This is a genomic window from Marinobacter sp. M3C (genome assembly GCF_023311895.1).
Taxonomy (GTDB): domain Bacteria; phylum Pseudomonadota; class Gammaproteobacteria; order Pseudomonadales; family Oleiphilaceae; genus Marinobacter.
In genome coordinates this window covers 3,639,319-3,652,993 of the sequence record NZ_CP092284.1, presented here as the reverse complement: position 1 = coordinate 3,652,993, position 13,675 = coordinate 3,639,319, and the positions used below count along the sequence as shown (strand labels likewise).

Annotated in this window: 13 protein-coding genes; 4 read left to right on the top strand and 9 right to left on the bottom strand. The window is 54.1% G+C overall.

Annotated features, from left to right (window positions below):
* Position 1: 1 nt before the first annotated feature.
* The 8 genes from MIH18_RS17110 to MIH18_RS17075 all read right to left on the bottom strand — a co-directional run bounded on the left by MIH18_RS17110 (position 2) and on the right by MIH18_RS17075 (position 7,946).
* Positions 2–865, bottom strand: coding sequence for a branched-chain amino acid ABC transporter permease (locus MIH18_RS17110; RefSeq protein ID WP_249013031.1), 864 nt, complete (start codon positions 863–865; stop codon positions 2–4).
* Positions 866–1,027: 162 nt separating this feature from the next.
* The gene (locus tag MIH18_RS17105; protein ID WP_249013030.1) at positions 1,028–2,692 is read right to left on the bottom strand and encodes a long-chain fatty acid--CoA ligase; all 1,665 of its coding nucleotides are present in this window, start codon (positions 2,690–2,692) and stop codon (positions 1,028–1,030) included.
* 25 nt (positions 2,693–2,717) lie between these two features.
* Positions 2,718–3,497: a 5'/3'-nucleotidase SurE gene (gene surE / locus MIH18_RS17100; protein ID WP_249013029.1), complete on the bottom strand. Its 780-nt coding sequence runs from the start codon at positions 3,495–3,497 to the stop codon at positions 2,718–2,720.
* A complete protein-coding gene (locus MIH18_RS17095) occupies positions 3,494–4,558 on the bottom strand; it encodes a phosphotransferase (RefSeq protein ID WP_249013028.1) in 1,065 nt (354 codons plus the stop codon). Before MIH18_RS17095 ends, surE begins: the two co-directional genes overlap by 4 nt.
* Before the next feature lie 61 nt (positions 4,559–4,619).
* Positions 4,620–5,387: an SDR family oxidoreductase gene (locus MIH18_RS17090; protein WP_249013027.1), complete on the bottom strand. Its 768-nt coding sequence runs from the start codon at positions 5,385–5,387 to the stop codon at positions 4,620–4,622.
* A 31-nt stretch (positions 5,388–5,418) separates the two neighbouring features.
* Positions 5,419–6,621, bottom strand: a complete 1,203-nt coding sequence (locus tag MIH18_RS17085; RefSeq protein WP_249013026.1) for an acyl-CoA dehydrogenase family protein — start codon at positions 6,619–6,621, stop codon at positions 5,419–5,421.
* 75 nt (positions 6,622–6,696) lie between these two features.
* The gene (locus tag MIH18_RS17080) at positions 6,697–7,152 is read right to left on the bottom strand and encodes a PaaI family thioesterase (protein ID WP_249013025.1); all 456 of its coding nucleotides are present in this window, start codon (positions 7,150–7,152) and stop codon (positions 6,697–6,699) included.
* Positions 7,152–7,946 carry an SDR family NAD(P)-dependent oxidoreductase gene (locus MIH18_RS17075; RefSeq protein ID WP_249013024.1) on the bottom strand — a complete coding sequence of 265 codons (795 nt, stop codon included), beginning with the start codon at positions 7,944–7,946 and terminating at the stop codon, positions 7,152–7,154. The genes MIH18_RS17080 and MIH18_RS17075 overlap by 1 nt, the downstream gene beginning before the upstream one ends.
* Positions 7,947–8,105: 159 nt before the next feature.
* On the opposite strand from MIH18_RS17075, the gene MIH18_RS17070 reads away from it, so the two are divergent.
* Positions 8,106–9,707: a class I adenylate-forming enzyme family protein gene (locus tag MIH18_RS17070; protein ID WP_249013023.1), complete on the top strand. Its 1,602-nt coding sequence runs from the start codon at positions 8,106–8,108 to the stop codon at positions 9,705–9,707.
* A 6-nt stretch (positions 9,708–9,713) separates the two neighbouring features.
* Here the strand turns inward: MIH18_RS17070 and MIH18_RS17065 are convergent, their stop codons facing one another.
* A complete protein-coding gene (locus MIH18_RS17065) occupies positions 9,714–10,454 on the bottom strand; it encodes an enoyl-CoA hydratase-related protein (RefSeq protein WP_249013022.1) in 741 nt (246 codons plus the stop codon).
* A 165-nt stretch (positions 10,455–10,619) separates the two neighbouring features.
* Between MIH18_RS17065 and dctP the strand changes: the two genes are divergently transcribed.
* The 3 genes from dctP (at position 10,620) to MIH18_RS17050 (ending at position 13,609) form a co-directional block, all read left to right on the top strand.
* Positions 10,620–11,666 carry a TRAP transporter substrate-binding protein DctP gene (gene dctP / locus MIH18_RS17060; RefSeq protein WP_249013021.1) on the top strand — a complete coding sequence of 349 codons (1,047 nt, stop codon included), beginning with the start codon at positions 10,620–10,622 and terminating at the stop codon, positions 11,664–11,666.
* Positions 11,667–11,756: 90 nt separating this feature from the next.
* Positions 11,757–12,302, top strand: a complete 546-nt coding sequence (locus MIH18_RS17055) for a TRAP transporter small permease subunit (protein ID WP_249013020.1) — start codon at positions 11,757–11,759, stop codon at positions 12,300–12,302.
* Positions 12,299–13,609, top strand: coding sequence for a TRAP transporter large permease subunit (locus MIH18_RS17050; protein WP_249006170.1), 1,311 nt, complete (start codon positions 12,299–12,301; stop codon positions 13,607–13,609). The genes MIH18_RS17055 and MIH18_RS17050 overlap by 4 nt, the downstream gene beginning before the upstream one ends.
* The last annotated feature ends 66 nt before the right edge of the window (positions 13,610–13,675 follow it).

The following is a 13,675-nucleotide window of genomic DNA, read 5'->3' as shown; positions in this document are numbered from 1 at the left end:
CTCAGTGCGCCCCCTTCGTAAATAGGCCCTGCGGGCGCAAAGAAAGAATCAGCACTAGCAGACCAAAGGCGATAATGTCTTTGTAGGCAGAGGATATGTAAAACCCGCCAAATGCCTCAGCAAACCCAATTATCATGCCGCCCGCAATAGCGCCGGGAACACTGCCCATACCACCCAAAATGATGATGACAAACGCCTTCATGATGACCAGGTGTCCCATGGCTGGGTAAACCAGATTAATTGGGGCATACAGTGTTGCTGCCACGGCGGCCAACCCGCCAGAGATAGCAAACGTCATCATGGCCACTCTGTTGGAATCGATTCCCACGAGGAAGGCGCCTTCCCGGTTCTGAGCCATAGCAATGATCGTGGCGCCGGTCATGGTTTTGCGCAGAAATAGCTGCAGGGCCACCACCAGCGCGAATGCACTTGCGATAATCAGGAGGCGCTGCTCTGGAATGATTAGCCCGTCAAAATTCATGATTCCCGTGAACGGGGAGCTCATACGGCGGAAGTCTGCACCCCAGAACATCTGCACCACCGCTTCCAGGAACAGCAGAACGCCTATGGCAGCGATCTTGTCGTGAATGGGTGGTGAGTTACGCAAAGGATGGAATACAAGGCGCTCACAGAGAATGGCGAGGATTGCGACAACAGCTGCAGAGCCTGCCATGGCAATCCAGTAATGGACGCCCAGATCTACCATGAAAAAATACGACATGAAGGCGCCAACCATGTATAGCGCCCCGTGTGCGAAGTTCGGAATGTGAAGTATTCCGTAAACCAGAGTCAGTCCGAGAGCTACGAGCCCGTAGATACTCCCAAGGGTCAGACCGTTCATAATCTGCTGTAAAAAAAGGGTCAAATCTTCCCCCTCCGTTGCTTGTTTTTGTCGGAAAGTTCTGCGGCTTGAGTTCGCAGGACATAGTTGCCCTGCGCCTCAGACTGGAACAATTGCACCGTTCGTCTCACGTGTCAACATAATAAAATCATGTTTCTCTGTGCGAAACGAAGTCGTTATTTTATTTTACAGCTTATCCTTCCACTCATCCTCCTGAAGAGAGCGCCACATCAACTTACCCGTGGGAGACTTAGGCAGGTCGCTCACAAACTCCACAATGGTGGGTACCTTATAAACAGCCATCTGCTCCCTGCACCAGGCGATAATGTCTTCAGCGCTAATGCTGCTGTCGGCCTCTGCTGTCAGAACGATACAAGCCTTGACTGTTTCACCACGCTTGGGGTCAGGTGCCGAGATAATGCACACTTCATGAATGGCTGGGTGCCGGTACATCAGGCCCTCAACCTCGGAAGGCCACACTTTGAACCCGGATGCGTTGATCATTCGCTTAAGGCGGTCGACCATGAAGAAGTAACCCTCTTCGTCGTAGTACGCGAGATCGCCGGTGCGGAAAAAGCGCTTTCCATCAATTTCCACGAACGCCGCGTCGGTTTCGGCCGGCCGGTTCCAATAGCCGATGGTTACCTGCGGACCACAGGTAACGATCTCGCCGGTTTCACCCGGCCCCTTTTCTTCCAGGGTATCTACATCAATAATCCGGCTATCCACATCAAACACGGGGATACCCAGGCACTGGGCCTTGGGTTTCGCGTTGGGGTTAATGTGGGTTGCGGCCATGGTTTCCGACAAACCATAGCCCTCGATATAGTCCAGGCCCGTCAGCTTTTTCAGCTTTTCTGCAACGGCAACCGGCATGGCTGCGCCTCCGCCACCAATCATGTTGAGGCTGGAAAGGTCGTATTTGCCAATGTCCGGATTGGAAAGAAAATCCACGGCCATGGTGACTATGTTGGTCCAACCCGTGACCTTATAGCGCTCAATAAGCCTGGATGCGGTTGTGCGGTCCCAGCGGGTCATAATCACCGAGGTGGAGCCGCCAAAAATTGGCCCGTTCATGGAGCCGGTCATGCCGGTTACATGGAAAAATGGCAGGGTGGCCAGCTGCATGCTGTCGGACGTGCTCAAGTTCCAGAACACACGGTGTACCGCCGTTGCCATCACCGAGCGATGAGTGTGCATACAGCCTTTTGGTGCACCCGTTGTACCCGAGCTATAGGGGATGACGGCCAGATCTTCCGGGCCTGCCGTATGTTCCTGAGGGCTAAGGCTTGCCGCCATAGCGCTTTCCCAACTTACCAGGCCTGGAACATCGCCCGACCAAGCCGGCATTGCGACTTCCGCAGGCAGATCCAGGTCGGTATCAGGCTTGATGTAGGTGATGTAGGAAGCCACCACGATCTGTTCCAGATCGGTTTTTCCCAACAGCGGCGTAATGTATTCAGCCAGTTCCTGACCTGCCAGGCATACCCGTGAGCCTGTATCCGCAATGTAGTGCTCCAGCTCTGCGGCCCGGTTCATCGGGTTTATCGGAATCACCACGGCATCCGCCCGCAGAATCGCGTAGTAGGAGATCACATACTGCGGCGAATTCTGCATATACAGCAACACCCGAGCACCCTTTTTCACACCCTGCGCCTGCAGGTAGCCTGCCATAGCTTCTACTTCCGCCAGCAGCCGACGGTATGTGATGAATGCATCGTAGAAAATGATGGCTGTGTGGTCGGGATAGCGCAACGCTGAAATTTTCAGGTTGGTAAAAACACTGGTTTTCGGCAGAGTCATGGTCTTGGGCAACTCTTTAGGCCAGACCGCATAGTGACGTGTGAACATAATTATTGTTCTCTCCAGGTGTAAATCAGCCTGCCAGCAGGGCGGACAGATCAAATTCTTTGGTATCCCCGGGCAAGGGGCCTTCGTGTCGCAGGGGTGTAATGGCAACCGCCTTGTCTCTCAGCACGGCCACATCGGAGTCCGGTGCTATAATATGCTTGGAGCTGCGATCAAACCCCAGCCACCAATAAGGCAGGTTTCGGGAATCGTGGCCTGCCTGCAGCCGGGCTTGTTGGATGGAACCGCTGGACTGCTTACACCAACGCGCAGAAACGATGTCTCCGGCCTCGCAGGCGGGAAAGTTCACGTTCCAGGCCCGCGTTTCGCCCGGCTGCCATAGTTTGCGGATTACCGCTTCGCCAAATTGCTCGACGGGCGCCCAGTCGATTCCTTCTCGAGACAGAAAGGCCTGGCTTAAGGCAATAGCGGGAATGTTCATATGGTGAGCGCTGAGCGCCGCGCCAACCGTACCCGAGTACTGCACCGAGTCACTGATGTTGGCTCCGCAATTGACACCTGATAACACAAGATCCGGAGGTATTTCACTGAACCACTGGGCAAGGGAATAGAGCACACAATCTGCCGGAGTACCAGAAACCGCGTAGCGTTTATTCCCGGTTTCGTATACCCGCAACGGGTGGTGTATTGAGATGCTCTGGCCCGCACCGCTACGGTCGTGCTCTGGAGCAACAACCCAGACCTCTTCTGCCAGGTTACGGGCAATCTTTTCCAGCCGCGCCAGCCCTGGCGCGTTAATGCCATCGTCGTTTGTAATGAGGATGCGCCGAACGATGGGTAATGTCATGTCAGCGCTCCCGCACTGGCGATTTTCCAGCCGGTTTCGGCCAGCAGGCTGGCCCGCTTACCCACGTCCAGAGCATTGGCATTGGCAGCATTACCGTCCAGCGCGCGTCTGTAGACGCCTTGGACGATAGAGGCTAATCGGAACAGCGAAAAGGCGAGGTAGACGTGCCAGTCTGCAATACTTTCGCGGCTTGTCTTGGCGCAGTAACGAGCGATAATTTCCTGCTCACCCGGTATGCCCAGTGCTTCTAAGTCTTCGCCCTTCAGCCCGCGCATACCCGGTATATCCGATGGCAGGTGATAAGGCAGGCAGTAGTAGGCCAGATCCGCCAACGGGTGCCCAAGCGTAGAAAGCTCCCAATCCAGAACGGCGATCACCTCGGGCTTGTCCGGAGCCAACATCAGGTTGCCAAAGCGATAGTCACCGTGGGCGATGGCGCACTCATCGGTCGAAGGCAGGTTTTCAGGCAACCATGCCATAAGCTTGTCCATGGCAGGCATATCGTCGGTTTTGGCCGCCAGGTACTGTTTACTCCAGCGCGAAACCTGGCGCGCCACATAACCATCGGAGCGTCCGTAATCGCCCAGACCTATTGCATTCACATCAACGGAATGCAGTTCTGCCAGGGTATCGATAGCGGAATGGTGAGCCAGCAGCCTTTCTTTGCGATCCAGCACTCGCAAGGCTGAATGGCTGACGATGCGGCCTTCCAGAAAGTCCATCACGTAAAAAGGCGTGCCTATAATCCCGCTGTCTTCACACAACACCCGGGCTTTCGGTACCGGCAGCGATGTGTTATCCGATAGCGCACGGATAACTTTGTACTCCCGCTCGACCATGTGAGCGGACGGCAGCGTTTTCCCGGGTGGTTTTTTACGCAGGACGTAGCGACCACTGTCAGTATCCAGCAGAAATGTTGGGTTGGACTGGCCGCCCTGGAACTGTTTTATCTCAAGACGGTTACCAAAATCCGGCATTGCTTGCTGGAGCCAGGACAGGAGCCGGGCTTCATCGAATTTGTGGGCTGGAAGGACGCCTACCAGCTCTGGGGTGATGCTCATTTTTTTCTGTTGCCTTTAGTTATCAGGTTGCAGCCTTCGCATAGGGGCGGCGATAAACCGCTCAACAGATGGTTTCGCCGCCGTCGGCTACTATGGTTTGGCCGGTGATGTAGGCGCTGGCTTTGGTTGACAAAAAGACAGCCAGGCCGGCGATGTCTACCGGATCGCCGATTCTTCTTAGTGGGGTTTTGTCTTCTGCACGCTTCACGCGTACCGGGTCTTCCCAGAGTGTGCGGGCAAAGTCGGTTTTGATCAGGCCGGGGGCGATGCTGTTGATGCGGATGCCTTTAGGGCCCCATTCAACGGCCAGATTTCGGGCCAGCGCAGCTTCGGCTGCTTTGGATACGCCGTAGGTTCCGATGGTTGTATTACCGCGTATTCCGGCGATGCTGGACAGCAACACAACGGCGCCCTCACCTTTCTGTGCCATCTGCGGCAGCACCATGTTGGTGAGCCAGAAGGTGCCTTTGACGTTGGTGTCCATGATTTTGTCCCAGGCCTCGTCGGTCATTTCGGAGGTGGGGCCATAGACCGGGTTGGTGGCCGCGTTGCATACGAGCACGTCGATACTGCCCCAGGCTTCGATGGTTTTGTTCACCAGGTTCTGCAGGTCGTCTTTTTTGCCAACGTGGCAGGGTATCGCTATGGCTTCATAGCCTTGGGCTTTCAGTTCATTCGCCACCTGCTCGCAGGCGTCGGCCTTGCGGCTGGAGATAACAACTTTCGCACCCAAGCGGGCCATTTCTTCGGCGATTGAAAGGCCGATGCCTTTGGTGGAACCCGTGATCAGGGCCACCTTACCGGTCATATCAAAAAGTGGGTTGTTCATAGTTTGCGCTTCCATAAAGGTTTTAGTCTGATCAGCGGTACTGACGAAGTTCAATTTTGGCGACGGAATCCAGATGCACCTCATCCGGGCCATCCGCCAACCGCAACGTCCGTACTTTGGCCCAGGCTGACGCAAGGAAGGTGTCCTGGCTTACGCCGGCTCCACCGTGCACTTGTATGGCACGGTCAAGCACCTTCAGTGCCATGCTTGGAGCAATCACCTTTATCATGGCGATTTCTTGACGAGCTACCTTATTACCAACGGTATCCATCATGTACGCCGCTTTCAGAGTTAACAGCCGCGCCTGTTCAATCTCGATTCGGCTGCGGGCAATGTCCTTTCGAATAGAATCAAAGCTGGATAACGGCTTGCCGAATGCCTCGCGCTCACTGGCACGCTTGCACATCATCTCCAACGCACGCTCCGCAATACCAATGGTGCGCATGCAATGATGAATGCGGCCTGGCCCGAGACGACCCTGGGCGATTTCAAAGCCACGCCCCTCACCCAGTAGAAGGTTGCTAACAGGAACTCGTACGTTTTCGTAATGGATCTCCGCGTGGCCGTGGGGCGCGTGGTCGTAACCAAACACCGTCAATGAGCGGATCATTTTCACGCCGGGCGCATCCAACGGCACCAGAATCATGGACTGCTGCTGATGTTTGGGCGCAGCAGGATCGGTTTTACCCATTACAATGGCAATTTTACAGGTGGTGGTCATGGCACCGGAGGACCACCATTTTTTGCCGTTAATCACATACTCATCGCCCTCACGGCGGATCTCGCAGGCAATGTTGGTGGCATCAGAAGACGCTACATCCGGTTCCGTCATAGAAAAGCAGGAGCGTATCTCGCCTGCCAGCAAAGGCTTCAGCCACTGCTCTTGTTGTTCATCATTACCGTACCGGGCGATGGTTTCCATGTTGCCGGTATCCGGTGCGGAACAGTTGAACACCTCCGGCGCCATTTCAGAACGGCCCATGATTTCGCAGAGGTGGGCGTATTCAAAGTTGGTCAGGCCGGCCCCCAAATCGCTCTCCGGCAGGAACAGGTTCCAGAGTCCCTCGGCTTTTGCCTTCGCCTTAAGCTCTTCTATAATGGGTACCGGCGCCCAACGATTGACTGCCTTTTCAATCTGTTGATGGTGCATGGATTCGTTGGGATAAATGTGTGCATCCATAAACTCGTTTAACTGCGCTTGCAGTTTTTTTGCTTTGTCAGACAACTCGAACATGTCGGTTTCCTCTTGGACATTGAATCGTTGACCGGCCTTCGCAGCCGATCAGGTTTTTGTTTTATGCTCTGAAAATCAGATAGGGACGCCTTCGGGCTTGTCACTGCCAGACCGGATCCGGAACGTACCTTCGGCGATGGCAAGCAGGTTGCCTTTGTCGTCATGAACTTCGCCGGTGCTGTTAAAAATCCGCGTACCACCGGCCCGCTTGCGCCCGGTAACACGAATGGTGCCGCTGGAGCATTGGCCGGTAAACGTAGTGGTTAAAGACAAGGTGATGGCTTTACGCATCCGCCCCGGGTAGGGGCAGTGTGTGCCACCCTGAGCCATGGCAATATCAAGCAGCGACGTAAGCACACCGCCGTGAATAACGCCACCGAGGTTCAGGTGCCTTGGCTGTAATTCCAGCTCAATAACCGCTTCGTTTTCCTCCCAGGAGGCCTGATGGTAACCGAGTAAGTTATGAAAGCCCGGCAGCTCTGTACCATCGACATATGTGCCATCAACATGACGGGATTCTTGTTTGCTCATTACACTTTCATTCCTGGTAAATTCAGAGAGGCGGTATTGCCGCCATCCACAGGCAGCGCCTGACCGGTGATATAGCTGGCGTCGTCACTGGCAAAAAACAGAATAGCCGCTGCAATCTCTTCCGGCTCGCCATAGCGGCGCAGTTCGCAGCGATTGCCTAGTTTGTGGGCTTTTTCATGAGCGCGGGCGTAGTCAAACACCTTTCGTGTCATACCGGTCTCAACCAGGCCCGGGCAGACAGCGTTCACCCGAATATTATGATCGCCAAGATCACACGCAGCGGTCATGGTGAGGTTGATCACTCCAGCCTTCGAGGCGCTATAAGCATTGCCCCCTGCGCCCGAGCGGATGCCGGCAACCGACGCTGTATTGACAATGGAACCGAGTTTACGAGCCTGCATGTGCGGCGCGACGTGCTTTATGAGGAGCATGGTGCCAATCAGATTCACCGATAACACCGTGTCCCACTCATCTCGCTCGTTTTCGGTTACCGGTGGATGGCCTTTCCCTGTGCTGGCAATGCCCGCGATGTTGCACAGAATGTCGATTTTCCCAAAAGCGTTTATAGCGTCGCTCACCAAATTTTTGACTTGAGCCTCATTGGCAACGTTGACAAGGCGACGGAGGTGCTCAGCGCCTTCGGGCATCAGATTCCCGGTTACAACCAGACCCATCTCCGACGTATCAGCCATAACGACTTGAGCACCCTCGCGCGCCAGTCGCAAGGCGGTTGCTTGACCTATTCCGCTGCCTGCTCCCGTAACAATAGCCACCCGGCCATCAAAACGCCCCATTCCGCTGCTCCTTGTATCTCTGGTTTTATTATTGCGGGTTTTATCATTGCACTAGCGGTTTTGCTTTCGCATTAATTTGTCACGACTTCCACTTTTGAGTCAATATAAACGGAAGTAAATTTCACTAGTCAAAACACCATAGCAGCATAAGGCACAAAAATGAAAAATATCCTGAGCAAAATGCCGGTGTACGCACCCATAACCCCGAACGAACCCATGGAAGCCATTGGCCACCGGATACAGAGGTTTGCATTTACCCGCGCGGACCACCCGGCGTTGATCAGTGAACAAGGTTCGCTGAGCTGGAGAGCCCTACTGGATCACACTAACCAAATTGCCAACCGCCTGCGAGATGCCGGGTTGCAGCCCGGCGACTCAGTGGCGGCGCTGTCTGAAAACAGCGCCGCCTATGTCGCTCTGTATCTTGGTGTACTGACCGCTGGCGGCTGCATGGTGCCGCTTTCAGGTATGTCCAGCGCCGAAGCACTGAATCTGATGTTGTCCGATTGCGGTGCACAATTTCTTTTTGTATCGCACAAAAACCGGGATCTCTTTCACAGCTTTCGAGCTGGGCTGAAGGAACTATCGGACGACCGCATTATTGCCCTGGATGACGACAGTGAAGGGGTTGGTCTGGCGCTGAAAGACTGGCTTGGCGATGCCTCATCTGAAGCCTGCCCCGCGGACGTATCAATGGATGACGCCTTTAACATCATTTACAGTTCCGGGACCACCGGCACTCCAAAGGGCATCCTTCACGATTACCGATTCCGCCAACGGCAGATGGAACGAATGAGCCGTTATGGGCTGGATGGCGATGCCATTAATATGATCTCAACGCCGCTGTACTCCAACACCACACTGGTTTCGCTGTTACCCACTCTGTTCCACGGTGGCACCCTGGTAATCATGGCAAAGTTCGATACCAGACGGTTCCTGGAACTGGCCGAAACACATCGCGCAACTCACGCTATGCTGGTACCGGTGCAGTACCAGAGGATTCTGGCTGACAAAGATTTTGACCGCTTTGATCTCTCCAGCTTTAAGTTGAAACTCTGTACCAGTGCTCCCCTGAGACCAACCGTGATCGCCGATGCCATGGCACGCTGGCCCGGCAACATACGGGAGGTTTACGGCCTTACCGAGGGCGGCATTTCTACCAGCCTCGACTGTGCCGCGCACCGGGACAAATGGAGCTCGGTCGGCATACCGACTGAAGGCGCGGAAGTACGCGTGATCGACGAAGATGGCCATGAGCTGCCGCAAGGCGAAACCGGCGAGCTCGTTGGCCGTGCGATTTCCATGATGCGGGGCTACATGAACCGGCCTGAGCAAACTCGGGAAATGTTGTGGGAAAGCCCGGAGGGCGACGTGTTCTATCGCAGTGGAGATATGGGGCGGATCGACGAGGACGGTTTTATCCATATTCTCGATCGTCGCAAGGACATGATCATTTCTGGTGGCTTTAACATTTACGCGGTTGATCTTGAGCAAGCGCTGCTGGCGCACCCTGCGGTGGACGATGCAGCGGTTATCGGTATTCCAAGTGAACAGTGGGGTGAAACACCTTTGGGTCTGGTCGTTCTCAAACCCGGACACCAGGATTCCGGGCTTGAGATACTCGAATGGGCTAACAAGCAACTGGGCAAAAGCCAGCGCATCTCCGCTATTGAGCTTCGGGCGGAGCTCCCCCGCTCCACTATAGGTAAAGTCCTGAAACGGGAGCTGCGCGAACCTTACTGGCGCACAGTTGCGCGTTAAACCCGCTCAGCGTTGGGCCAGCTTAGCCAGAGCGGCCCGACAATCCTCTGACCGAAGTCGCTCAGAAAACACCTCACGTTCACGCTCCAGTGCCTGTTTTATCTGCTCACGCCAAGGAGCACGGATCAGTCGCTTACTCGCCCGCAGAGCTTCACGAGGTTTATTTGCAAGGTTTGCGGCAAGTGCCAGCGCTTCAACCAACGCCTGCCCATCATCCACAATCCGGCTTACTAGCCCACATTCTCTGGCATCGTTGCCACTGATCACCTCGCCCAACAGCAGCAGATCTGTGGCTCTGCGAGCGCCCAAGTGCAGGGGCATGGTTACCGTAGAAGCGGCCTCCGGTACTAACCCGAGATCCACAAACGCCGTTTTGAATTGCGCACTCTTTGCAGCTATCACGACATCCACGTGTAACAACAACGTGGTGCCGATACCGATTGCCAGGCCTTCAACAGCCGCTATAACCGGCGTATCACAGTCCATCAGCGCTTCAATGAACGCCAGTCCCGCGGACGGCTTCGGATGCTCATCCATAGCACGGGCCCGAAAATCATCCAGATCATTGCCAGCAGTGAACACGCCCCCGGCGCCAGAAATGACAATGGCGTTTACGGCCTCATCCTCATTGGCGCGTATTATGGCGTCACTCAATTGCTGATACATTTCCCGTGTCACGGCATTTTTCTTTTCAGGGCGGTTGATAACGAGTTGGACCACACCCTGGGAACACTGAATGTCAATCATTGAACCATCCTTTTTAAGAGTATTTTGTTGTTTACGCACAAAACATCCTATTGCAAACGCCCAATCATGTGATAGATTTAGAAAACATAAATCCACCCTGCAGTCGTCAGTTCCGCAGAGTGAAACAATAAGAAGTATCATTACAACAACGAATGAGGCACAGTCATGAATCTCTTCGCCAAAGCACGCAAAAACTTCACAGTTTACGTGTCAGCCCTAACCATCGGTGTTACAGCTGCCCTAAGCGCTGCGCCCGCAGTAGCCCAAGAAACATTTACATGGAAAGTGCAATCCCACTGGCCCGGCGCCAGCAGTTCCTATACTGACAGCCTGGTAAGATTGCAGCGAGTTCTGGATGAGCGCACTGACGGGCGTCTGAAGTTAAAACTCTATGAGGCGGGCGCACTCTTCAAAGCCCAGGAAACCTTTAACGCCGTCAGCCGCGGCATTTTGGAAATGGGCACAATCTCCCCAGCTTATGCTCAAGACAAAGTTTCCCTTGCCGGCATTGCCTCCGGCCTGCCCTTTGCGTTCCGTAACGTGTGGGAGGCTGAGTACTTCCATCAGGGCCTGGGTTTTGAGCAGATGCTTCGCGACGAAGCCGCAGAGCACGACGTTTACTGGGCGACAGACAAAGTGTATCCCACCGAGATGGTGGTTAAGAAGCCTATTAAAACCTGGGAAGATTTCACCAGTCTGAGGATTCGTTCTTCCGGTGCTCTGCAGAAGTTCCTTACCGAAGCGGGTGCTGCAGCGTCTTATATTCCAGGCAGCGAACTATACTCGGCACTGGACTCCGGCATCGTTGACGGTGCCCATTGGGGTGCTGCTCAAGGTGCCGCGAGCATGGCCTTGTATGAAGTGGCCAAATACCACGTTCAACCAGCCCTGAACATCGCGGGCACCGATGTCATTATTGTCAGTATGAAGGCGCTGAACAAGTTGCCGGAAGACATGCAGAAAATCGTCAAAGACGCACTTGATGAGCAATTCTGGGTTCGCACAAATGAGTACCTTTATAAGGAACGCATCACTCTGGCCAAGGTCATTGCCGAACAGGGTGTACAGGTGAACGTTCTGCCAGATGACGTTCAGGATAAGCTGGTGAAGGCCGCACAGGCAATGTGGGACGAGGAAGGCAAGCGTAGCGACAACGCCAAGAAAGCGCTGGACATGCTGAAGGGCTACCTGGCCGAGCTCGGCTACCTCTGATCAGCGAATTTGAATAAGTGCTACAGGCCGGAGTCTTTGACGTCCGGCCTTTTTATCCCTGAAAAACCCAACATCCTCCTGGAGAATGCAATGAGTGTGCTGACCGTATTCATAAGAGGGGTTACCCGTCTTAATGATTTTGTCGGACGCTGGGTAGCCCTGCTCGTTTTCGCCATGTTCGCGTTCCTGCTGCTGGAAGTGGGCTTCCGTTATCTGCTTAACGCACCCACAGTCTGGACCAACGAGCTTACTCAAATGCTGTTCGGCGTTTACGCAGTCATGTCCGGAGGCTACATCATGGCTCATCGGGGCCACGTCAATGTCGATCTTCTGCACTCGCAGCTATCGCCTCGCAAGCGGGCGTTTATGGACATTGTCACCTCATTGATATTTTTCACTTTTACCCTGGCCCTATTGTGGTTTGGTATTGATATGGCCACTGAATCCATAGCAGGTTGGGAGACCTCTTACTCTGCCTGGAACCCCCCGGTCTGGCCGGTCAAACTTGCCATTCCTATCGGAACTGGACTGCTGGTACTTCAGGGTTTGGCTAAGCTTCTTGAAGACATTGCAATAGCATTCGACTTGGATTACTACCCCCCTAATCAGAGCGTTGCTGAAGGAGAGCAGTCGTGAGTATTGAAATCCTGACCCTGCTGTTTTTTGGTTCGCTGTTGTTTTTCCTTCTATTGGGTTTGCCGCTGGCTTTTGTTCTCGGCGGCGTTTCGGTGATTTTTCTTTACTTCACCTGGGGATTTGATTCCTTTTATATGGTGGCCTCGCAGATCTGGGGCACCATGGAAAGCTTTACCCTGGTTGCCATACCTCTATTTGTTTTCATGGCCATGGTGCTGGAACGAACCGGTGTTGCAAGGGATCTGTATCGGATGATGCACTTGTGGTTTGGCGGCCTTCGCGGCGGTCTGGCTATAGGAACCCTGGTTATCTGCGCTGTATTTGCTGCCATGGTTGGCATCAGTGGTGCAGCGGTGGTTGCCATGGGCACCATTGCACTGCCCTCTATGCTGGAACGGGGCTATGACCGCAAAATGGCGCTGGGTGTCATCAATACAGGTGGCGGCTGGGGCATTCTGATACCGCCCAGCATTCTGATGATTCTCTACGCACTGATTACCGGGGTATCCGTAGGCCAGATGTTTGCTGCCGGCATCATGCCTGGCGTTCTGCTGATGGTAATGACCGTTACTTACATCCTCGTGCGCTCTACCCTTCAGCCGCACTTGGCACCGGCCCTGCCTCCAGAAGAACGTGGCACCTGGCCTGAGAAGCTCCGTGCATTAAGAGCCGTGCTGCTGCCCATTGGCGTTGTTTTCATGGTTTTAGGTTCCATAATCGGTGGCATTACCACGCCAACGGAAGCCGCCGCCATGGGTGTTCTGGGTTCGCTGATTTCGGCAGCCGTCTATCGCCAGTTGAAGTGGAGCATCCTGCAAGAAGCTGCTATCCGTACCTTCAAGCTTACGGGCATGATCATGTGGATCCTGTTTGCCGCTCACGCGTTTAGCTCGGCATATCAAAGCATGGGTGCTCAGGATCTGATCGAAGGCATGATGCAACACATTCCCGGCGGTCCGTGGGGCATCATCATTGCAATGATGGTGATCATATTCTTCCTGGCCATGGTGCTCGATCCGGTTGGCATCATGCTGATTACTCTGCCGGTGTTCATGCCCATCGTAAAATCCCTCGGCTTCGATCCGATCTGGTTCGGCATACTGTTCGTGATCAACATGGAAATCGGCTATAAAACACCGCCCTTTGGATTTAATTTGTTCTATCTGAAAGGTGTGGTACCGCCGGGCATCACTATGAAGGATATCTACACCTCCGTCGTTCCGTTCGTGATCATCGAGATACTGGCCATTGGCATCATTATGGTCTTTCCGGAAATTGCGACCTGGCTACCTGGAGTGTTTTTCTGATCAGCAGACACCAAAACCAGCTTTATAACAAAAATCAAAACGACTTAAAAATGACACCGTTTACCA

What these genes read in the sequence shown, in the direction of transcription:
- MIH18_RS17105 (WP_249013030.1), bottom strand. Translation starts at nt 2,692, where the DNA reads ATGTTCACACGTCACTATGCGGTCTGGCCTAAAGAGTTGCCCAAGACC.
- surE (WP_249013029.1), bottom strand. Translation starts at nt 3,497, where the DNA reads ATGACATTACCCATCGTTCGGCGCATCCTCATTACAAACGACGATGGC.
- MIH18_RS17095 (WP_249013028.1), bottom strand. Translation starts at nt 4,558, where the DNA reads ATGAGCATCACCCCAGAGCTGGTAGGCGTCCTTCCAGCCCACAAATTC.
- MIH18_RS17090 (WP_249013027.1), bottom strand. Translation starts at nt 5,387, where the DNA reads ATGAACAACCCACTTTTTGATATGACCGGTAAGGTGGCCCTGATCACG.
- MIH18_RS17085 (WP_249013026.1), bottom strand. Translation starts at nt 6,621, where the DNA reads ATGTTCGAGTTGTCTGACAAAGCAAAAAAACTGCAAGCGCAGTTAAAC.
- MIH18_RS17080 (WP_249013025.1), bottom strand. Translation starts at nt 7,152, where the DNA reads ATGAGCAAACAAGAATCCCGTCATGTTGATGGCACATATGTCGATGGT.
- MIH18_RS17075 (WP_249013024.1), bottom strand. Translation starts at nt 7,946, where the DNA reads ATGGGGCGTTTTGATGGCCGGGTGGCTATTGTTACGGGAGCAGGCAGC.
- MIH18_RS17070 (WP_249013023.1), top strand. Translation starts at nt 8,106, where the DNA reads ATGAAAAATATCCTGAGCAAAATGCCGGTGTACGCACCCATAACCCCG.
- MIH18_RS17065 (WP_249013022.1), bottom strand. Translation starts at nt 10,454, where the DNA reads ATGATTGACATTCAGTGTTCCCAGGGTGTGGTCCAACTCGTTATCAAC.
- dctP (WP_249013021.1), top strand. Translation starts at nt 10,620, where the DNA reads ATGAATCTCTTCGCCAAAGCACGCAAAAACTTCACAGTTTACGTGTCA.
- MIH18_RS17055 (WP_249013020.1), top strand. Translation starts at nt 11,757, where the DNA reads ATGAGTGTGCTGACCGTATTCATAAGAGGGGTTACCCGTCTTAATGAT.